Origin of the sequence: Herbiconiux sp. SALV-R1 (genome assembly GCF_013113715.1) — a bacterium.
Lineage (GTDB): Bacteria > Actinomycetota > Actinomycetes > Actinomycetales > Microbacteriaceae > Herbiconiux.
Genome location: NZ_CP053344.1, coordinates 1,106,996 through 1,127,797, shown reverse-complemented (window position 1 = coordinate 1,127,797; position 20,802 = coordinate 1,106,996). Strand labels below are relative to the sequence as shown.

Sequence of the window (20,802 nt, the reverse complement as noted above, 5' to 3'; positions counted from 1 at the left end):
CGGCCTGAACCGCAGCGTCAGAGGGTCGGGTCGGGCGGCCAGACGTAGGGCAGGTCGGCGGGCGTGCCGGGGAACAGCGGCGCGTAGAACTCCGGGTCTTTGCGCAGCAGGTTCGAGCGGTGGCTGCGATGGAACGGCTCGTCGCCGAACCAGGGCGGAAGCTCGAGCGCGCTCTCGTCGAGGCCGTCGACCTCGGGGGCGAACGCCAGCACCTGAGCACGCACCGTGTCGGCGTGACCTCGGGCGACCCACTCGTCGCAGGTGACGAGGGCGTACTTCGTGAGCGCCGGAAGGTGCCCGCGCCACATGCGCGCCGCGGGGTGGTTGCGCCAGCCGTAACCCGGCACCGTAAGCGCCCGCTGCACCTGCAACGCCTCGACCCGCTGCTTGCCGAGGCGCGCCCGGTCGAGCACGGCGGCGCTCCCGGCGAACGACGCGAAGGGCAGGAAGGTCTGCATGCCGACGACCGTACGCCGGAGCCGCCTCGCCCGCCGGTTGCGGTGACGGATGCCGCAGCCCACGATGAGGGTATGCGCATCGGTTACTCGGCCCAGCAGGTTCGCGACGCCGAGGCGTCTCATCTCGCGGCGGGTGAGCCGCTCATGGAGCGCGCCTCGCACGCGCTGGCGGTGCGCATCCGGGAGCTCATCGAGGCGCGCGAGCGCACGCTGGGCTCGCTCGCCGCGCCGCACGGGCGCGTGCTGCTGCTCGTCGGATCGGGTGACAACGGCGGCGACGCCCTGTTCGCGGGTGCCGAGCTCGCGGCGCAGGGCTCCGAGGTGGTGGCGCTGCTCACGGGCACCCGTGCACACGAGCGGGGCCTCGCCGCGGCCCGGAGCGCGGGGGTACAGGTGGTGACCCCGCACCCCGAGTCGGTCGCAGAAAGTGCTCGCACATCGTGGCTTGAGAGCACTCTGCGCGACCAGGGCGAGGTGCCCGATGTCATCGTCGACGGCATCGTGGGCACCGGCGCGTCGGCGGGCCTGCGCGGTCGGGCCCGCGAGATCGTCGAGGCGCTGCTGCCGCAGGTGCTCCCCGGCCGCGGGCCGCAGGAGACGGGGGCGGGGCGCGAGCTCGCGGGCGCCGGCGTGCTCGAACCGGCGGTCACCTCCGCGCTGCTCTCCGTGGCTCCGGCGGAGCGGGTTCCGGCGGTGGTGGCGGTCGACCTGCCGAGCGGCATCGACCCCGACACCGGCGACACCGCCGACGACGTCGTGCTCCCGGCCTCGTTGACCGTCACTTTCGGCGGCGTCAAGGCCGGCCTCCTCCGCGGCCGCGGCGCCGAGCTCGCCGGCGAGATCGTGCTCGCGCCCATCGGCATCGAGGCCGACCTCGCCGCCCTCACCCCCGCGATCACTCTCGACTAGCCACCGACCAGTGCCTCACGCCCGCGACGCGAGCCGCTGACGGCGCACCGCGTCCTTGAACCATGCCGAATCGGGAATACGTGCCAGGAACGGCCCCACCACCACCGTGATGAGCACGTACGCGGTGGCCAGGGGCGCGAGCCGCGGCTCCACCCCGGCCCCCACGGCGAGCCCGGCGATGACGATCGAGAACTCGCCGCGCGGGGTGAGCGCGAGCCCCGCGCGCCAGCGCCCCGGCACGCCGATGCCGTTGCGGCGCGCGGCGAGATACCCGGTCGCGACCTTGGTGGCCATCGTCGCGGCGGCCAGCAGCGCTGCCGGAACCAGCATCGAGAGCAGTTCCCGCGCATCCGTCGCCAACCCGAAGAACACGAAGAACACCGCGGCGAACAGGTCGCGCAGCGGCGTGAGCACCTGGCTGGCCTGACGCGCCACCCGGCCGGAGAGCGCAATTCCCACGAGGAACGCGCCCACGGCCGACGAGACGTTGACCTCGGCGGCGAGCCCGGCGACGAGCATGGTGAGGCCGAGCACGCCGAGCAGCAGGGGCTCCGGATGCTCGGGGGTGAAGATGCGCGAGATGACACTGCCGAAGCGCAGCGCCACGAACAGGATCGCGGCCACCACGGCCACGGCGACCGCCACGGCGACAGCGCCCTGCAGGAGGCTCACCCCCACCACGAGGGCGGCGAGGATGGGCAGGTAGAACGCCATGGCGAGGTCTTCGATGACGAGGATGGCCAGCACCACCGGCGTCTCCCGGTTGCTGAGGCGCCCGAGGTCGCGCAGCATCTTCGCCACCACCCCCGACGACGACACCCAGGTGATGCCCGCCAGCGCCACCGCCGCCACCGGCCCCCAGCCCAGCACGAGCGCGAGCAGCGCACCGGGCACGGCGTTCAGCGTCGCGTCGATGAGGCCCGCCGCCTTCGACTGCCTCAGGTTCGCGAACAGCTCCTGCGCGGTGTACTCGAGACCGAGCAGCGCCAGCAGCAGGATGACGCCGATCTCCGACCCCACCTCGAAGAAGTCCTCGCTGGCGTCGAAGGGAACGAGCCCGCCCTCGCCGAAGAACAGCCCCACGACGAGGTAGAACGGGATGGGCGAGATGCCGATGCGCAGCGCCAGACGACCGAGCAGACTCATTCCGAGCAGCAGAGCGCCGACCTCGATCAGGATCAGCGTCGTCTGGTGCATGGCTCGATCAGTCCGGCCCGTGGGCCACGATGCGGGCCAGGTGGTCGAGGCCCTCCCTGATGCCGACGGCGACGATCACGTCGCCCGGGCGGAGGACCTCGGCGGGCGTCGGCGACGGGATGACCTTCTCGCCGCGCACGATCGCCACGATCGACACCCGCGTGCGGGTGCGCGCCTTCGTGTCGCCGAGCGGGCGGTTGAGGTAGGGCGAGTCGGTGGGGAGCGAGAGCTGCTCGGTGTAGAGCCCCGCAGCGTCGCCGGCGAGGCTGGTGAGCCGCGACATGGTCACCGAGCTGCCGAGCAGGTCGGCGAGCGCTGCCGCCTCGTCGTCGCTCAGCGGGACGGAATCGCTCGAGGCGTCGGGGTCGTCGAGGTCGAACAGGGCGAGGTCGCGCTCGCCGTCGCGGTGCGACACCACGCTCAGCCGACGCCCGCTCTCGGTGAGCAGGTCGTGCCGCACGCCGATGCCCGGCAGGTCGACCTTCTCGATGCGCACGCTCACGAGGCCCACGGTAGCACCGCGGGGGCGGCGCGCCTGCGCCGGGCGGTCGCGCTACGGACGAACGGCGCCCGGCGACTTCGGTGCGGCAGCCTGCCGCGCCTTCTGCGCGCTCTTCTGCTGCTTCTCCCGGCGCTTGCGCGCCTTGCGCTCCTCGCGGGTCTCAGCGGGCGGCGCCTCCTTGTCCCACACCTTCACGATCGACCAGGCGACCGCCGCGATCGGCACCGAGAGCACGGCACCGATGATGCCGCCGAGGATCGTGCCCGCCGTGAGCGCCACCAGGATGACGAGGGGATGCAGCTTCAGCGACTGCGCCATCACCACCGGCTGCAGGAAGTTGCCCTCGAGCTGGTTCACGGCGATCACGATGCCCACCACGATGAGTGCGACCACCGGGCCGTTCGCGACGAGCGCGACGAGGGCGGCGAGCACCCCGGCGAGGGTCGCGCCGACGATGGGGATGAACGCGCCGATGAACATGATGATGGCCAGCGGGAGCGCCAGCGGCACCCCGAGCACGGCGAGGCCGATGCCGATGGCGGCGGCGTCGACGAAGGCGATCACGGCGGTGCCGCGCACGTAGCCGCCGAACACGCCCACCGCGGTGCGCCCGATGCGCTCACCGCGCGCGTGCCGGTGGCCGCTGAACGGCTTGAGCAGGAAGGCCCAGATGGCAGGCCCGTCCTTGATGAAGAAGAACAGGATGACGATCATCAGCACGGCGCCCGTGATGACCTCGCCCGCCGCCGACACCCCGGCGAGCGCGCCCGAGCCGAACTGGCTGCTGGTGAGGAAGCCGAGCACCGCGTCGCGCGCCCCGTCGATCTGCGCCTGGTCGATCTCGAACGGCAGCCCCGACACGAGGCCGTGCAGATCGTCGATGCCCTGGGCTGCGGAGTCGCCGAGGGCCCGCCACTGCCCGCGCACGGCGAAGACGATGAGGGTGATCACCCCGCCCACCACGACGAGCGCCGAGAGCAGGGTGAGCCAGGTGGCGACCATCGACGAGAGTCCGTGCCGCCGCAGCCACGCCATCACGGGGTGCACGGCCGAGGCGAGGATGAGCGCGATCAGCACCGGGATGACCACGAGCTTCAGCTGCACCAGCGCGAACACGACGCCCACGGCGAGCACCAGCACCACGATCACCTGCAGGCTCCGGATGCTCAGGTGACCGAGCCGGTCGGTCAGCAGTGAGCGCAACGAGGGTTGCGGTGGGGTGTCAGCAGCCATGCGTCAACCCTGACACGCCCTCCCCCGTTCCGCCCGCCTTCCGCCCGGGGGCACCGGGCCCTACCGCGTCGGGGAGCAGATGGAGCAGGATCGGAGCATGACGCATCCGCAGCTCCCCTCCCCGATGCTCGCCAAGGCGGTCGACACCGTGCCCGACCCGTCGAAGGTCGACGGCGGGCTGTCGTACGAGCCCAAGTGGGACGGCTTCCGCGGCATCGTCTCGTTCGACGGCGAGACCGTCGAGATCGGCAGTCGCGGATCGAAGCCGCTCACCCGCTACTTCCCCGAACTCACCTCCGCCCTCGCCGAGCTGCTGCCGGGGCCGTGCGTGCTCGACGGCGAGGTCGTGGTGGCCGTCGGCGAGCCGGGTGCGCAGCGGCTCGACTGGGAGGCGCTGTCGCAGCGCATCCACCCCGCGGCCTCGCGGGTCGCGAAGCTGGCGGCCGAGACGCCCGCCCTCTTCATCGCCTTCGACCTGCTCTCCCAGGGTGGGGAGGAGCTGCTCGAGCGCCCCTTCGGCGAGCGCCGCGCCGCGCTCGAGGAGTTCGCGAGCGGTCTCCCCGCGCCGCTGCACGTCACCCGCACCACGCTCGACGTCGAGCTCGCGCGGCGCTGGCTCGACGAGTTCGAGGGCGCCGGGCTCGACGGGGTCGTCGCCAAACCGCTCGCCGCTCCCTACGCGCCGGGCAAGCGCACGCTGTTCAAGATCAAGCACCACCGCACCGCCGACGTCGTCGTGCTCGGCTACCGCGTGCACAAGAGCGGCTCGGGGGTGGGGTCGCTGCTCGTGGGTCTCTACGACGAGACGGATGCGGGCGACGGCGAAGGCGCATCCGCCCGGCTGCTCGGGGTGGGCGGCATCTCGGCGTTCAGCGACGCGCGGCGGCTGGCGCTGGTCGACGAGCTGGCGCCGCTCGTCGAACGCGACGAGAGCGGCGACGCGGTGCTCGGCGAGGGCGAACGCAACCGCTTCTCGTCGTCGAAGGACACCTCGTTCGTGAGGCTGCGCCCCGAGCGGGTGGTCGAGGTGCGGTACGACCAGATGGAGGGCGCGCGGTTCAGGCACACGGTGCAGTTCGAGCGCTGGCGGCCCGATCGCGATCCGCGCTCGTGCACCTTCGAGCAACTCGACCTGCCGACGGCGTACGACCTCGGAGACGTGCTGGTCTAGGCTCGCCTACTCCTCGGTCTTGCGGGCGCGGCTCGGCTGCACCCGGGGCGGCTCCCCCGGCATCTTCGGGTAGTCGGGCGGGAACGGCAGCTCGCCGAGGCCCGACTCGAGATCGCGGGCCCACCAGTCGAGCAGCGTGTCGATGGTGCCGGGCTTCTCACTCATGCCCGCCCACGGGTCACCCGTGGTGGCGAGGCGCTCGGGAACGGTGAGCACGGTGAAGGCGGCGGGGTCGACGGTCGCGAGCTCGTCCCAGGTGACGGGGGTCGAGACCGTGGCGGTGGGGAGGGCGCGCGGGCTGTAGGCCCCCGCCATGGTGCGGTCGCGGTTGGCCTGGTTGAAGTCGACGAAGATGCGCTCGCCGCGCTCCTCCTTCCACCAGTTCGTGGTGATCTGCTCGGGCATGCGCCGCTCGAGCTCGCGGGCCGCGGCGATGACGGCGTGCCGCACGTCGAGGAACTCGGCCGTCGGCTCGATCGGCGCGAACACGTGCAACCCGCGGTTGCCCGAGGTCTTCACGAAGGCCTCGAGCCCGGCCTCGGCAAGCACCGTGCGCAGCTCGAAGGCGGCGGGAACAGCGTCGTCGAAGTCGGTGCCGGGCTGCGGGTCGAGGTCGATGCGCAGCTGGTCGGGGAAGTCGGAGGTCTCGGCGCGCGAGGCCCAGGGGTGGAACACGACCGTGTTCATCTGCGCCGCCCACACCGCGGCGGCGGGCTCGTCGATGACGAGCTGCGGATGCGCGCGAGCGCTCGGGTAGGTCACCGTCACCGCCCGCACGAAGTCGGGGGCGCCGCGCGGCGGATTCTTCGAGAAGAACCACTCCCCGTCGACCCCGTCGGGGAAGCGCTGCAGCGAGACCGGGCGGTCGCCGTTCGCCTCGACGAACGCGGGGCCCACCGCGACGAGGTAGTTCACGAGGTCGAGCTTCGTGATGCCGAGCTCGGGCCAGAGCACCCGCGACGGGCTCGACACGCGCATCTCGCGCACCACACCCTCGGGACCTTCGACCTGCACCGTCGTCGCCTCGCTCGCCATGCGCCCCACCCTACCCACGCCGGGCTGAGACGGCGCGAACGGTATGAGAATCGCGGGTTCGAGCCCGTGGGGGGCTCGGCACCGCGATTCTCATACCGTTCGAACGGCCACTCTGGCGGGGTCGCTCGGGCGCGGGCCACTCCGGCGGGGGCTACTCCGCGGGGGTCTGCGGCGCCGGGCTCGACGCCCGCACGGCGGTGCCGCGCGACGCCGCGGTGCTGCTCGCGGCGAACGCCTTGCCCGCGGCGGTGCCGGCGGCCTCGCCCGAGACGCGGCCCGTCACGATCTCGGCAATATCGATGCCCACGAGGTCGCGCACGATCTGCATCGAGGTGGCGAGCTGGCCGGCGACGTTCTCGCCCACCTGCGACGACCCCGAGCCGTCGTTCGAGATCACCGTCATGTTGCCGATGGCGCCGAGCGGCTCGGAGGCGGCACGCACGATGGCGGGCAGCTCGGCGATGATCTGCTGGCGCAGCAGGTCGTCGGCGCGCTCCTCGAGCGCCTCGGCCTTGGCGAGCGTCGCCTCCGCCTCTGCGGCACCCTTCACGCGGATCGAGTTGGCCTCGGCCTCACCCTCGGCTCGCAGCGCCTCGGCGGCGGCGATACGACGGTTCTTCTCCGCGACACCCTCGGCCTCGGTCGCCTCGGCCGCCGAGCGGCGGCGGTTGCGGTCGGCCACACCCTCGGCCTCGATGGCCTCGGCCACGGCCTTGCGTCGATCGCGCTCGGCGTTCGCGGCGGCGACGGCGGCAGCAGCATCCGCCTGGGCCTTCTTCTCCACCGAGTAGGCCTCGGCGTCGGCGACGGCGCGGATCTCGGCGTCGAGCTCCTGCTTGCGGAGACCGACCCGCTTCCCTGCGGTGATCTCCTGCTGCGCGATGACCTCCTGCTGCGAGATCGCCTCGGCCAGCGGCCGCGACGCGGCGGCCTCGGCACGCGCCTTGTCGGTCTCCTTCTGAATCTCGGCATTCCGCAGGTCGAGCTTGCGCTGCTGCTCGGCGACGGCCTGGTCGGCCTCGATGCGGGCCTCCTCCGAGGTGCGGCGGGCCACCGACTCGGCGACCTCGGCGACCTGCTTCACGCGGGCGGCCTCGGCACGACCGAGGTCACGGATGTAGCCGTTGTCGTCGTCGATCTCCTTGATCTGCAGCGTGTCGATCTGGAGGCCCTGCACGTCGAGCGACTCGCGCACGGCGTCGAGCACCTGGCCCTGGAGCGCCTGACGGTTCGTGATGATCTCGGTCACCGTGAGCTGACCCACGATCGATCGCACCGAACCCGAGAGCACCTCCTCGGTGGAGGTCTCGATCTGGTCCTGCTGGTTGAGGAAGCGCTGCGCCGCGGCACGCACCATCGACTCCGAGCCGCCCACCTTCACCACGGCGACGGCGTTCACCTTGATGGTGATCGCATCCTTCGTCTGGGCGGTCGCCTGCACGTTGAGCTGGCGGCTGCGCAGCGACAGCTTGAAGTACGCCTCGACGATGGGCTTGACGAACACGCGCGAGCCGAAGACGACGCGCTGCCCGGCGTTCTCGTCTTCTTCGAGCGGGGTGGTGCCGGGCTTCACCGACTTCTGGCGCGAGGTGACGATGATCGCCTCGTCGGGCTTGGCGACCTTGATGCCGCGCAGCAGCACGATCAGCACGATGAGTGCGATGACGACGAGCAGGCCTATGCCTGCCACGGCGAGAAGGGAGTCGAACGAGAACAAGAGGGCGGCCTTCCTGAAGGAGCGGTCGGACAGGTGGAACCGTTCGGGTCGATTTCCAGTGCTCCCAGTATGGCGGGTTTGCCGGCTCAGCCCCAGGTGCCGGCGGGCGACGCGTACTCGGGCACCGGCGTGTAGGCCCAGTGCGAACCGTTGCCGTAGTGCGAGCTCGCCCAGGGCGAGGCCCAGATCGCCGACTCGATCTGCGCCGTCGGCGCCGACGACTCGAAGCCCGCGACGATGGCGGCGTACCCCGGGTTGCCGTGCAGCGCGTTGCCCACGTTCTCGGCGGCGATGACGAGGTTCGCGTAGCTGCCGAGGCCGCTGCCGCCGCCCGAGCCCCAGCCGTTGTTCAGCGGGTTGTTGCGCAGCCACCAGTCGTCGGGGCCGTTCTCCTGGCGCATCCAGCGCAGCATCACGGTGATGTTCGAGTCGCTCGTCGGGAACCCCGCCATGTAGAGCACGAGCACCGCCCAGTCGCGGTTCGTGCTCCCCTTCGACAGGTTCTCGAGGCCCGAGGTCGCCCCGTAGCCGTCGCGGGTCACCGCGACGCCGTTCGCGGTGCCGGGCACGGTGAGCGACTGCAGCTCGTCGGCGAGCGACGGGCCGGCCGAGACGTCGCCCGCGCCCGAGGCGAGACCCGGCCCGACCGCCGTCGACGGCGGGGGTGCGAGCATCGTCAGCGACGCCAGACCCACGACGGATGCGGCGGCGGCCACCACGAGCATCCGCGCCCACACGCGACCCGAGCGGCTACGCCCCGCCCCCGAGCCCGATCGCAGGAAGAAGTTCGACATCGCGCCCCACGCTACCCCTCCCCCTGAGCGCGCGGGCGTGCGCCCCCGCCGGGCGGGCTCGCGGGTCACCCCGTGTTCTGGAGGCCGGCGGCGACGCCGTTCACGGCGAGGAGCAGCAGGCGGTGGGCGGCGTCGTCGCGGTCGGCGCTGCCCGAGGCGCGCACCGCGCGGAGCGCCCGCAGCTGCAGCAGCGACAGCGCGTCGACGTAGGGGCTCCGCAGCCGCACCGCGCGCCGCAGCACCGGGCGGTCTTCGAGGATCTTCTCGTGCCCGCTCGTCTGCCGCACCCAGAGCGCCGTCAGCTCCATCTCCTCCTGCACGAGCGCCGCCAAGTCGTCGCGGTCGCCGAGCGCGAGGTACCGTTCGGCGATGCGCGCATCCGTCTTCGCCAGCGACATCTCGACGTTGTCGATCATCGAGGCGAACAGCGGCCAGTGCGCGTAGGCGTCGCGCAGCAGCTCGACGTCGCCGACAGCGGCGAGCGCCGAGCCGAGCCCGAACCAGCCGGTGAGGTTGATGCGCGCCTGCGTCCACGAGAACACCCACGGAATCGCCCGCAGGTCTTCGAGCGACTCCACCGACAGGCCTCGACGCGCCGGTCGCGAGCCGAGCGCCAGCAACCCGATCTCCTCCATGGGGGTGACCTGGGCGAACCAGGGCGCGAACCCGTCGGCCTTGACGAGCTCGAAGAAGCGGATGCGCGACGCCTCGTCCATGGTCGCCGCCACCTGGGCGAAGCGCTCGGCAGCCTCCCGGTTGCGCTCCTCGTTCGAGGGGCTCGAGGCCAGCAGTGTCGCCGCGGCCATCTGCTCGATGTGCCGCGCCGCGATCGCCTTGTCGCCGTACTGCGCGAAGATCACCTCGCCCTGCTCGGTGAGCTTGAACCGGCCGTCGACCGATCCCGGGGGCTGCGCCAGCACGGCCTCGTTGGCCGGCCCGCCGCCGCGCCCGAGCGCTCCCCCGCGCCCGTGGAACAGCGTCAGCACGATGTCGTTCTCCGTCGCCCAGTCGGCGATGCGCGACTGCGCCGAGTACAGGGCGAGCGTCGCCGAGACGGGCCCCACATCCTTCGACGAGTCGGAGTATCCGAGCATGACCTCGAGCTTGCGGCCCGTGGCGGCAAGGCGCGCCTTCACCGGCTCGAGTTCGATCATCTCGCTCAGGATGCGCGTGGAGGCCTGCAGGTCGTCGAAGGTCTCGAACAGCGGGATGACGTCGAGCGTGGGTGCGGCCTTGGGCGACCCGAGCGCGGCTTCGGCGAGTTCGTAGACGTTGGCGAGGTCGGCCGACGACTGCGTGAATGAGACGATGTAGCGGCGTGCGGCGTCGACGCCGTAGCGGCCCTGCAGATACGAGATGGTGCGGAACACCTCGAGCACCTCGCCGGTCATCTCGGCGCGCTCCTCGACCGGGGTGCCGGCGCGCACCTCCTCGAGGGCCTGGCGGTGCACCTTCGAGTGCTGCCGCACCTCGAGCTCGGCGAGGTGGAAGCCGAAGGTCTGCACCTGCCACACCAGGTTCTGCAGCTCGCCGTCGGCGCTGCGCTCGGCGCCGCCGGCACGCAGCGACTCCTGCACCATGCTCAGCTCGGCGAGCAGCTCCTCGGGGTCGGCGTAGCCGAGCGGCGACTCGCCTCGGCGGGTGGCGGCGATGCGCTCGGCGATCACGAGCACGGCGCGGCGGTGCGGCTCGTTCGGGGCGCGGGTGCCGATCTGCGAGGTGACGTGCGGGGCGATCTGCTCCTGCCGCGCGGCGAGCTCGCGGAGCGCGTCGCTCGGCGGGGTGTCGGCCTCGTCGAGGGTGAGGGTGCGCCCGATGCGGGTGGCGGCACGCTCGAGCCCGAGCAGTACGTGCTCGGCGCCGATGGCCGCGGCCTCCTTGGTGACGTCGGCGGTGACGAAGGGGTTGCCGTCGCGGTCTGCGGCGATCCAGCTGCCGAGTCTCAGGAAGGCGGGGGCGACAGCGGGCTTGCGCCCCGCATCCGTCGGCCCCTGCAGCCAGTCGTCGAGCAGGCGGTAGACCCGGGGCACCGTCTCGAACAGGGTCTGGTCGAAGATCGACATCGCCGTGCGCACCTCGTCGAGCGGGGTGGGGCGGGTGAGGCGGAGCGGCGAGGTGCGCCAGAGCACGTCGATCTCCTCGAGCAGGCGGCGCTCGTTCTCGATGAGGGCGATCGAGCCGGGCTCGGCGGCGTCGCGCTCGTCGAGCAGCTCGCTGATGCGGCGGATGGCCGAGGCGATGGCGCGGCGGCGGGCCTCGGTCGGATGCGCGGTGAGCACCGGGTGGAAGCGCAGCGACCGCAGGCGCTCGGCTGCGGCCTCGGGCCCGAGCTCGGCGCGCATGCGCTCGATCGCGGCGGGGAGGGAGTCGGGGCGGGCCGCGGTGCCGGAGGCGTCCGCGCCGCCCGCGGCACCCGCTGCGCCGAGCCGCGCCTGCAGCACGCGCACCCGGTGGTGCTCCTCGGCGAGGTTCGACAGGTGGAAGTAGCAGGTGTAGGCCCGCGCCACCTGCTCCGCACGCTCGGTGCTGAACGACTCCACGAGGGCCTCGGCGTCTTCGATCGACGCGTCGCTGTCGCGCTCGTAGGCGTGGATGACGAGCGCGCGCAGCCGCTCGACGTCGTCGAGCAGCCCCTCGCCACCGGCCTCGGTGAGCACGCGGCCGAGCAGCGAACCGAGCAGACTGACGTCGGCGCGGAGGTCGCGGTCGACCTCGTCGCTCACGCTCTGCCGGGTGAGATCGAGGGATGCGGTCGTGGCGGGTGGTTCGAACTCGCTGGTCACCCGCTCACGCTAGCGCGCCGTTCCCGCCGGGCTGAAATCAGCTCGCCCGCAGCAGCCCCTGCTCGGCGACGATCTGCTTAGACAGCACGGTGTAGCCCTCGCTCTCGAAGAAGACGGTGAGGCGGTCGTCGTCGACGCTCACGACGGTTCCGGAGCCGAAGCGCTCGTGGTCGACGGTGGAGCCGGCGGCCCAGGGCTCGTCTGCCGTCGCGACGGAGGCGTCGTTCGGGGCGTCGGAGTCGGCACCGGATGCGCTTCCCCCTGGCTCCGCCGCCTTCCCCGCCGGCACCGCCGCGAGCTTCGCCCGGGTGCGCCCGCGCCCCTCGTCGCAGTTGTCGCACCCGCCGCAGAAGTCGGGCGCCTCCTGCCCGAAGTACCCCAGCAGGAACTGCCGCCGGCAGTCGAGCGTCTCGGCGTACTGCCGCACCATCTCGAGGCGCGACACCCCGATGCGGGTGCGACGCTCCGCCACCTCCTCGGCGGCGGCGTACGCCTTCGCGGGGGTGAGCTGCCGCACGAGCCGCACGGCGCCGCCCTCCTCGCGCGCCACTCCCGCCTCGGTGAGCAGGTCGAGCTGACCGCGCAACGCCCTCGTCGACAGGCCGGTCTTCTGGGCCAGGGTGCGCGCATCCGGAGCCGTCTTCGCGGCGCGCAGGGCTTTCACCACCTTCGTGAGCTTCTCGCGGTTCGGCTTCGAGCTGGTGAAGTACCGGCGCAGCCCTAGGTCTTCTTCGCGGTAGTGCAGCACGATGGTGGAGGCGTCGCCGTCGCGGCCGCCGCGGCCGATCTCCTGGTAGTAGTCGTCGGCCGACTCGGTGATGGCCGCGTGCACGACGAAGCGGATGTCGGCCTTGTCGATGCCCATGCCGAACGCCGAGGTGGCGACGACCACGTCGAGCTCGCCGGCTTGGAAGGCCTCGTAGACCGCCTCCTTGCGGCGGGCCGCCATCGAGCCGTGGAAGGGCGCGGCGCGCAGCCCCGCCGCTTCGAGCCGCTCGGCGAGCTGCTCGGTGTCGCGGCGGGTGGCGACGTAGAGCAGGCCCTGGCCGTCGGCGGAGAGCGCGACGACCTGCACGATGACGGCAGCCTCCTTCTCCGACTCCTGCTCGTGCCGCAGCACGGCGAGGTGCAGGTTCGGCCGGTCGAAGCCGGTGACCAGCACGAGCGGGTCGCGGAGCGCGAGCACCGCCTCGACGTCGTCGCGCACCGGGGCCGACCCGGTGGCGGTGAGGGCGACCACGACCGGGTGGCCGAGACGCTCGATCACGTCGCCGAGGTGCAGGTAGTCGGGCCTGAAGTCGTGGCCCCACGACGACACGCAGTGCGCCTCGTCGACCACGAACAGGGCGACGCCGCGGCGTTCGAGCCGCTCGAACACCTCGTCTTTGGCGAGCTGCTCGGGGGCGAGGAAGACCACGCCGGTCTCGCCGCCCTCGATGGCGGCCCAGGCGTCGGCCTCGTCGGCGTCGCTGAGGTCGGAGTTGATGACGCGGCCCTCGGGGGCTCCGGGCAGCTCCTCGAGCTGGCGCAGCTGGTCCCATTGCAGGGCGATGAGCGGGCTCACGACGACGGCGAGCCCCCGATCGCTCAGGGCGGTCGCGGCGAGCTGGTAGATCGCCGACTTGCCGTGGCCCGTCGGCATCACGGCGAGCACGTCGCGACCGTCGATCGCCGCGCGCACCGCCTCCTCCTGACCGGCCCTCAGCTCGCTGAACCCGGCCTTCCGAACGAGGGCGGGCAGGTCGATCTGGGAGGTGCCGGGGCGGTGCATGGCAGTCAGCCTGCCACCGTGCCGCCCGAAGCGGAGCCGCGGGAGGCGCATCCGTTCTACCCTTGACACATGTCCTCCCCCAGCACCACCTCAGTCCCCGCCACGGACGACGCGCCCGCGCCGCTCACCTTCTCCGACCTCGGGCTCGACGACGCGGTGCTCAAGGCGCTGAAAGACGTGGGCTACGAGACGCCCTCGGCCATCCAGGCGGCGACCATCCCGCCGCTGCTCGAGGGGCGCGACGTGCTGGGCACCGCGCAGACGGGCACGGGCAAGACGGCGGCGTTCGCGCTGCCGATCCTGTCGCGGCTCGAGCTCGCCCAGAAGACCCCGCAGGCGCTCGTGCTCGCGCCCACGCGCGAGCTGGCGCTGCAGGTGTGCGAGGCGTTCGAGCGCTACGCCGCCCACCTGCGCGGCGTGCACGTGCTCCCCGTCTACGGCGGGCAGGGCTACGGCGTGCAGCTGTCGGCGCTGCGCCGAGGCGTGCACATCGTCGTCGGCACCCCGGGCCGCATCATGGACCACCTCGACAAGGGCACCCTCGACCTCTCCGAGCTCAAGTACCTCGTGCTCGACGAGGCCGACGAGATGCTCAAGATGGGCTTCGCCGAAGACGTCGAGACCATCCTCGCCGACACGCCCGACGACAAGCAGGTGGCGCTGTTCTCGGCGACCATGCCGGCGCAGATCCGCCGCCTGTCGGGGCAGTACCTCAAAGACCCCGAAGAGATCTCGGTGAAGTCGAAGACCACGACCTCGGCGAACATCGCCCAGCGCTACCTCGTGGTGTCGTACCCGCAGAAGGTCGACGCGCTCACGCGCATCCTCGAGGTCGAGAACTTCGAGGGCATGATCGTGTTCACCCGCACCAAGAACGAGACCGAGACGCTCGCCGAGAAGCTGCGCGCCCGCGGCTACTCGGCCGCCGCCATCAACGGCGACGTGGCGCAGGCGCAGCGCGAGCGCACGGTGAACCAGCTCAAGGCGGGCAAGCTCGACATCCTGGTGGCGACGGATGTCGCGGCCCGCGGCCTCGACGTCGAGCGCATCAGCCACGTGGTGAACTTCGACCTGCCGATCGACACCGAGTCGTACGTGCACCGCATCGGCCGCACCGGCCGGGCCGGCCGCACCGGCGACGCCATCAGCTTCGTCACCCCCCGCGAACGACGGATGCTCGCCTCCATCGAGAAGGCCACCCGCCAGCCGCTCACCGAGATGAAGCTGCCGAGCGTCGACGACGTCAACGCCACCCGGCTCACCCGCTTCGACGACGCCATCACGGCGGCACTCGCCGACCCGGAGCAGATCCAGCTGTTCCGCGACATCGTGGGGCACTACACGCGTCACCACGACGTGCCCGAGACGGATGTCGCTGCCGCGCTCGCGGTCGTGGCGCAGGGCGACACGCCGCTGCTGCTCGAGCCGGAGCCCGAGCGGGAGCGCGGGTCGCGGTTCGATCGGGAGCGGGATCGGGGCTCGCGCGAGGGCGGCGGTGAGCGCTCGGAGCGCGGCGGCGACCGGTACGACCGCGACTCGCGCGGCGACCGTGACTCGCGCTCGGGCGACCGCGGCGACCGGGGCGACCGCCCGGAGCGGCGCCCGCGCGGCGGCGCCCCCATGAAGACCTACCGCATCTCGGTCGGCAAGCGCCAGCGCGTCGAGCCGCGCCAGATCGTCGGCGCCCTCGCCAACGAGGGCGGTCTTCGCCGCGAAGACTTCGGCGCCATCCAGATCCGCCCCGACTTCTCCCTCGTCGAACTCCCCGCCGACCTCCCCACCGACGTCTTCCGCCGCCTCAAAGACACCCGCATCAGCGGCCAACTCATCGACCTCAAACCCGACCGCTTCAACTCCTCCGCCAAGCGCCCCGACCGGAACTCCCGCGACGGCGACCGCGGCGACCGCCCCCGCCGCGACCGCTACTAACCCGCGCCCCGGCCGCGGCGCCCGAACCGGATGGACTTCGGGCCCGCCCCCGGAACTCGATGGAGGAATCACCGCCTCCCGCCTCCGAACTCCATCCAGTCCGGCAACTGCGACAGGTGTCCGCCCGACCAAGCGATGGACTTTCCCGCGCATCCGCCCAAACGACGGATGCTCAGCCCGCCATCGCTCCCAACCTCCGTCGTTTCGACCGCCACGCGGCTAGGTGCCCTGCCGAAACGGATCGCGTTCCGGACCGCACCCTGAAATCGGTCGAGGCCGGGCCTCCTCGGACGCCCAAACTCCATCCGGTTCCGCAGCGCCCGCCGTCCCCTCAGCCAATCGACGGAGTCTCACCCGCATCCAGCCAAACGACGGATGCTCAGCCCGCCATCACTCCGAACCTCCGTCGTTTCGACCGCCACGCGGGCAGCTGCCGCACCCCGAACCGGACGGACGTCCGTGCCGCATCCGGAACTCGATGGAGAAACCGCCGCGTCGACGGCCCGAACTCCATCCGGTTCCGCAGCGCCCGTCGTCCCCTCACCCGATCGACGGAGTCTCACCCGCATCCGGCCAAACGACGGATGCTCAGCCCGCCATCACTCCGAACCTCCGTCGTTTTGCCGGCCGCGTGGGCAGCTGCCGCACCCGAACCGGACGGACGTCCGTGCCGCATCCGGAACTCGATGGAGAAATCACCGCCTCCGGCACCCGAACTCCATCCGGTTCCGCGCGCTACGCGCAGCCGCAGGAGTGGCGGATGGTGAGGGCGACGGGGACGACGGTGGCGGGAGCGTAGTGGGCGGTGGGGGTGGCGAAGCGGTCGAGGGCGCGGGTGGCGGCGAGGCGGCCGAGGTAGGCGGGGTCTTGGTCGATGACGGTGACGGCGGGGGTGAGGCGGTCGGCCATGGGGAAGTCGCCGAATCCGACGAAGGCCGCACCCGAGCTCTTCAGCGCGCCGAACGCGTGCATCGTCACTCGGGCGTTCGACGAGAACACCGCGGTCGGCGGCGCCGCGAGCCGGCTCAGCCGGTCGAGCTCGCGCCCCGCACCCTCGTCGCTGCCCGCGTCGAAGGCGATGAGGCGTTCGTCGAGGGTGACCCCCGCATCCGCCAGCGCCTCGGTGTATCCCCCGAGTCGGCGCCGGGAGCTCGGCGGATGCGTCTGGTCGGCGAGGAACGCCACCCGCGTGTGCCCGTGGTCGAGCAGGTGCCTGGTGGCGAGGTAGGAGCCGTCGCGGTCGTCTTCGACGAAGTAGTCGGCGTCGAGGTCGACCGGGGAGCGGTCGACGAACTCGATGGGGGTGGTCTCGGTCCACGGCGCGAGCCAGGCGTGACTCGAGGCGACCGGCGCGAGCACGAGCCCCATCAGCTGGGTGCGCAGCAGCGCCTCGAGCACCGAGCGCTCCCGCGCGGGGTCGTCGCCGATGCTCGTGACCAGCGTGGTCAGCCCCGCCGCCGAGCACACGCTCTCGACGGCCCGCACGATCGACGCGAAGAACGGGTCGACGACATCGGGCACGGCGACCCCCACACTCGACGACCGCCCCGCCCTGAAGGTGCGGGCGAGCACGTTCGGCACGTAGTTGAGGCTGCGCATGGCGTCTTCGACGCGCAATCTCGTGTCGGGCAGCACGTGCGGGTCGTCGTTGAACACCCGCGACACCGTCTTGGCGCTCACGCCCGCCAGCGCGGCGACGTCTTGCATGGTGGCCATGGCCCGCTCCTCTCACGACGTGCGCCCCCGTGTTCGCGCGCGACCCTGGCGGCGACCGGGGTGTTCTCAGGGGGCGGTGGCGCGCATCCGCTCGGCATCGCCCCCTGAAGACCCTGCCGAGAGTCTACGGGCGGGTCGAGAGCACCTCGTCGATGACCGACTCGAGTTCGACCAGGCGCGGCAGCGCCTTGGTGGTGAGCAGCTCCTCGCGGGTGGCGGAGGAGATGGAGAGGCTGTCCTTCCAGAGCGATCGGCCGGCCATCGCGCCCGCGGCGCCGTTCTCGACCGAGGTGCGCACCTGGCCCACGAAGGTCTCGTGGTCGACACCCGCCGACAGCACGGCCCACGGCACGCCGGCGGCGGCAGCGGTGACGGCGGCGGCACCCTCGGCCGAGCCCGGGTACTGCAGCTTCAGCACCTTGGCGCCGGCGGCGACGCTGAGCTCGGCCGCACCCGAGATGAGCGACGGGAAGACCGCCTTGTAGTCCTTGTCGCTCTCGTCGTCGAGCTGGTAGGTGAGGATCTCGACGATCAGCAGCACACCCTCCGCCTCGCACTCCGACACCAGGCGCGCGATGTCGTCGAGCACGGCGGCCTCGTCGTCGCGGCGGTCGGCGCGCAGGTACCAGAGCATCTTCGCGGCGTCGCCGCCGAGGTCGCGCACGCGGCGCGGGGTCATGCCCTCGACGTAGCGGGTGCGCTTGAGGCCGTTCTCGACGGCGAATCCGGATGCGTCCATCGCCACGACGAGACCGGTATCGCTGTCGAGGGTGCCGTCGTCGACGACGCGGGGAAGCGCGGTCTGCGGGTCGAGGAGGATGGCGGGGGCCTTGTTGCCGAGGAAGCTGACCAGGTCGGACTTCGCGTCGGCCAGCTCCTCGGTGGAGATGCCGTCAGCGCCGTTCGGCGCATCCTTCATGACGGCCTTCATGCCGTTGCGCTGATCGGCGGCGACGATGAGCATGCCGCCGGCCGCCGTGCTGATCTTGGCCAGGGCGCGGCGCTCGAGGGTGGTGAGTTCGGTCACGGGAGTGTCTCCTTGGTGAGGGGGGTGTGGTTTGGGGGTGGTCTGGGTGCCCATCCCCGGGTGGGGGCGGGATGCTGCGGCTTGGCGGCCGGGTGGGGTGGAGTGGGCGACGGGGAGGGTGGAGTGGGCGAGGGGCGGGATGCCGGCGGTGACGTCGGGGCGGGATGGATTGGTGACGGGGCGGGATGCCGGCGGTGACGGCGGGGGGCGGGGGCGCCGCTCGCGCGGCGCTGCGCGGGCGCCGGGTGGCGCCGCGCGCACGGTTCAGGCGGTCGAAGTGGGTGCGAGGAGTCGCGACGCGAAGACTGCCGCGCCGTAGGCCGTGTCTTGCGAGCGGTCGGAGACCCGAACGCCGGCGAGCACCTCCGAGCGGGCGCGCTGCACCGAGCGCATGCTCGCCCAGCCACCCGTGAGCAGGGCGGAGGTGGCGGGCGGCACCTCGGCGTCCATCGCGGAGACGAGCAGGGCGAGCTCGTCGTTGCCGTGCCGGAGCACCGCACCGAACAGATCGGCCGGCCCCGCCCCGTCGGCGCGCACCACGAGTCGCAGCACGCCGTCGTCGTTGCGGGCACCGGTGACCTCGACGTCGCCCTGCTGCAGCACGCCCTCGTAGGGCTGCTCCATCACGGCGGCGTCGAGCGCATCGCGCCCGGCCCGGTCGTTCACACCGACGAGCTGGAGGGCCCGCCGCATGATGAGCCCGGTCTTCACGCCCGCCACGAGCACCCACTTGCCCGGAACGACGTGCCGCACGCAATTGATCAGCCACTCGGCCAAGCGGGCGCGCGCGTCGAACGGCAGGGGCGCATCCAGAACCCGCAGCAACACCTCGGCGGTGCCCATCGACACGTGGTACCGGTCGTCGGGAAACTCGCCCGTCGACACCGCCGAGACCAGGTGGTCGTGCCCGGCCACGGTGAGCCGGGCACCGGCGAAGGATGCGGGGAGCCAGTCGGCAGACGCGTCGCCGAGCGGGGTTCCCGCGTCGACGAAGGGCGGGAGGAAGTCGGGGGTGACGCCGAGGTGGTCGAGGAGTTCGGGCCAGGGGGCGCCGGTGTCCTGATCGAGGAGGCCGGTGCGGGAGGAGAGGGAGTACTCGGCGGCCAGCTCGCCGCCGAGGGCGGCGACGGCGAACTCGGGGAGGTTGAGCCAGCGGGCTCCGGCGAGGTCGAGGCCGGTGTCGCGCAAGTGGAGGAGCTTGACGACCGAGACCTGCACACCGAGCGGGAGACCCGTGCGGCCGGCGAACTCGTCGCGGATGCGCGCGGGCAGGGCGTCGACCTGCTCCGCCCCGCGAGGGTCGAACCAGGCGATGGCGGGGGCGATGGGCTCGCCATCGGGGCCGAGCACGACGCCCGACTCCCCCATGCCCGAGACGGCGAGCGCCCCGATGCGCACGTCGTCGCCGCGGAGCTCACGCAGATCGGAGTCGACGAGCGCGACGAGCTCGCGCAGGGTGCCGACGAGGTCGGCCGCGGTCATGGTGGTGGTGCCGCCGGGGCCGGCGACCCAGGGCGTGGGCAGCTGACGGATGAGCACCTCGGCACCCTGTTCGTCGGCGACGAGCATCTTCACTCCGGTGCTCCCGAGGTCGAGCCCGGCGACGAGGGTGGACATGCGTTGCTCCGTTCTCCCGACGACGCGGCGCACCTCACCTTCGGGGCGGCATGTCATCGATGTCATGAACTCTACCATGCCCATGTCATCGATGTCATCCCTCGCTTGGGCGTCCCGTGCTGCGTTTCTTACGGACAAAGTCCGTGAAGAACTCGGTTATCACGGACTTTGTCCGTAAGAACGTGCCCGGACGCGACCCGCCCCGCCCGTCAGGCGTCGAGGGCGGCCTGGAGGCGGTCGCTGGCGCGGGTGAGGTGGGCGGTGAGCACCTCGACGGCACCGTCGGCGTCACCCGCGGCGAGGCGACGGAGGATCTCGTCGTGCTCGTCGGCGATCCGATCCACCGCGAGGAGACTCCGGCCCTGCACTTGCACCATGCAGAGGCGCGCCTCGTCGACGAGCGACCCGTACATGCGCTCGAGCCGCTCACTGCCGATCGCCTCCACCAGCGCCGCGTGGAACCGCATGTCGGGCTCCACCGACGCGATCGCCGAGCCGCGCTCCCCGTCGTGCGCCACGGTCAGGTCTCGGGGAGCAGCCGCCCCCACCCCCGCCGCGCGCACGCGCGCGTTCGCGGCCGCCGCCTCGCGCGGGGCGTGCCGCGCGGCGGCGAGCTCACGCAGCGCCGAGCTCTCCAGCCGCAGCCGTGTGCGGTAGATGTCGTGCACATCGGCCGCCGTCAGCTGCGGAACCCGCGCCGAGCGGTTCGCCGAGCGCTCGAGCAGTCCCTCGGCGGTGAGCTTTTCGATCGCCGCCTTCGCGGTCGAGCGCGACACCGCGTACTCCCCCGCGACCACGGCCTCCTTGAGCAGTTCGCCGCCCACGAGCTCACCCGCGAACATCCGCCGACGCAGATCGTCGCCGACGGCGTCGACCGCCGACACCGTGCGCAGGGCACGCACGAGGGACGGAGTGGAGGTGGTCGTCGTCATGTCGCCCTTTC

Annotated in this window: 16 protein-coding genes; 3 read left to right on the top strand and 13 right to left on the bottom strand. The window is 72.2% G+C overall.

Going from position 1 to position 20,802, the window contains the following annotated elements; genetic code table 11:
* Positions 1-17: 17 nt before the first annotated feature.
* Positions 18-458 carry an MSMEG_6728 family protein gene (locus HL652_RS05540; RefSeq protein WP_171704362.1) on the bottom strand — a complete coding sequence of 147 codons (441 nt, stop codon included), beginning with the start codon at positions 456-458 and terminating at the stop codon, positions 18-20.
* A gap of 72 nt (positions 459-530) precedes the next feature.
* Between HL652_RS05540 and HL652_RS05535 the strand changes: the two genes are divergently transcribed.
* A complete protein-coding gene (locus HL652_RS05535) occupies positions 531-1,367 on the top strand; it encodes an NAD(P)H-hydrate epimerase (RefSeq protein WP_171704361.1) in 837 nt (278 codons plus the stop codon).
* A 15-nt stretch (positions 1,368-1,382) separates the two neighbouring features.
* Here the strand turns inward: HL652_RS05535 and HL652_RS05530 are convergent, their stop codons facing one another.
* From HL652_RS05530 to HL652_RS05520, 3 genes are read right to left on the bottom strand one after another with little or no spacing between them, the layout of a single operon-like run.
* Entirely contained in the window at positions 1,383-2,564 is a 1,182-nt protein-coding gene (locus HL652_RS05530) for a cation:proton antiporter (RefSeq protein ID WP_171704360.1), read from the bottom strand.
* Positions 2,565-2,571: 7 nt separating this feature from the next.
* On the bottom strand, positions 2,572-3,066 hold the full coding sequence (locus tag HL652_RS05525) for a cation:proton antiporter regulatory subunit (RefSeq protein ID WP_171704359.1): 495 nt from the start codon (positions 3,064-3,066) through the stop codon (positions 2,572-2,574).
* A gap of 51 nt (positions 3,067-3,117) precedes the next feature.
* On the bottom strand, positions 3,118-4,299 hold the full coding sequence (locus HL652_RS05520) for an AI-2E family transporter (protein WP_171704358.1): 1,182 nt from the start codon (positions 4,297-4,299) through the stop codon (positions 3,118-3,120).
* 97 nt (positions 4,300-4,396) lie between these two features.
* On the opposite strand from HL652_RS05520, the gene HL652_RS05515 reads away from it, so the two are divergent.
* Positions 4,397-5,470, top strand: coding sequence for an ATP-dependent DNA ligase (locus HL652_RS05515; protein ID WP_171704357.1), 1,074 nt, complete (start codon positions 4,397-4,399; stop codon positions 5,468-5,470).
* Between the two features lie 6 nt (positions 5,471-5,476).
* Here the strand turns inward: HL652_RS05515 and ligD are convergent, their stop codons facing one another.
* From ligD to HL652_RS05490, 5 genes are all read right to left on the bottom strand, one after another.
* Entirely contained in the window at positions 5,477-6,505 is a 1,029-nt protein-coding gene (gene ligD, locus HL652_RS05510) for a non-homologous end-joining DNA ligase (protein ID WP_171704356.1), read from the bottom strand.
* Between the two features lie 151 nt (positions 6,506-6,656).
* Complete coding sequence (locus HL652_RS05505; protein ID WP_171704355.1) at positions 6,657-8,195, bottom strand: SPFH domain-containing protein; 1,539 nt, start codon at positions 8,193-8,195, stop codon at positions 6,657-6,659.
* Positions 8,196-8,308: 113 nt separating this feature from the next.
* Entirely contained in the window at positions 8,309-9,016 is a 708-nt protein-coding gene (locus HL652_RS05500) for a hypothetical protein (protein WP_171704354.1), read from the bottom strand.
* Positions 9,017-9,081: 65 nt separating this feature from the next.
* Entirely contained in the window at positions 9,082-11,799 is a 2,718-nt protein-coding gene (locus HL652_RS05495; protein ID WP_371743580.1) for a phosphoenolpyruvate carboxylase, read from the bottom strand.
* A 37-nt stretch (positions 11,800-11,836) separates the two neighbouring features.
* Positions 11,837-13,621 (bottom strand): RecQ family ATP-dependent DNA helicase, encoded by a 1,785-nt coding sequence (locus HL652_RS05490; protein WP_253743661.1) that lies wholly within the window; start codon positions 13,619-13,621, stop codon positions 11,837-11,839.
* An 18-nt stretch (positions 13,622-13,639) separates the two neighbouring features.
* Between HL652_RS05490 and HL652_RS05485 the strand changes: the two genes are divergently transcribed.
* Positions 13,640-15,499: a DEAD/DEAH box helicase gene (locus HL652_RS05485; protein WP_171704353.1), complete on the top strand. Its 1,860-nt coding sequence runs from the start codon at positions 13,640-13,642 to the stop codon at positions 15,497-15,499.
* Between the two features lie 735 nt (positions 15,500-16,234).
* Here the strand turns inward: HL652_RS05485 and HL652_RS05480 are convergent.
* The 4 genes from HL652_RS05480 to HL652_RS05465 all read right to left on the bottom strand — a co-directional run bounded on the left by HL652_RS05480 (position 16,235) and on the right by HL652_RS05465 (position 20,791).
* Positions 16,235-17,215, bottom strand: a complete 981-nt coding sequence (locus HL652_RS05480; RefSeq protein WP_171704352.1) for a LacI family DNA-binding transcriptional regulator — start codon at positions 17,213-17,215, stop codon at positions 16,235-16,237.
* A 124-nt stretch (positions 17,216-17,339) separates the two neighbouring features.
* Complete coding sequence (locus tag HL652_RS05475) at positions 17,340-18,242, bottom strand: tagatose-bisphosphate aldolase (protein ID WP_171704351.1); 903 nt, start codon at positions 18,240-18,242, stop codon at positions 17,340-17,342.
* Between the two features lie 264 nt (positions 18,243-18,506).
* The gene (locus HL652_RS05470; RefSeq protein WP_171704350.1) at positions 18,507-19,859 is read right to left on the bottom strand and encodes an FGGY-family carbohydrate kinase; all 1,353 of its coding nucleotides are present in this window, start codon (positions 19,857-19,859) and stop codon (positions 18,507-18,509) included.
* Between the two features lie 209 nt (positions 19,860-20,068).
* A complete protein-coding gene (locus HL652_RS05465; protein WP_171704349.1) occupies positions 20,069-20,791 on the bottom strand; it encodes a GntR family transcriptional regulator in 723 nt (240 codons plus the stop codon).
* Positions 20,792-20,802: the final 11 nt, after the last annotated feature.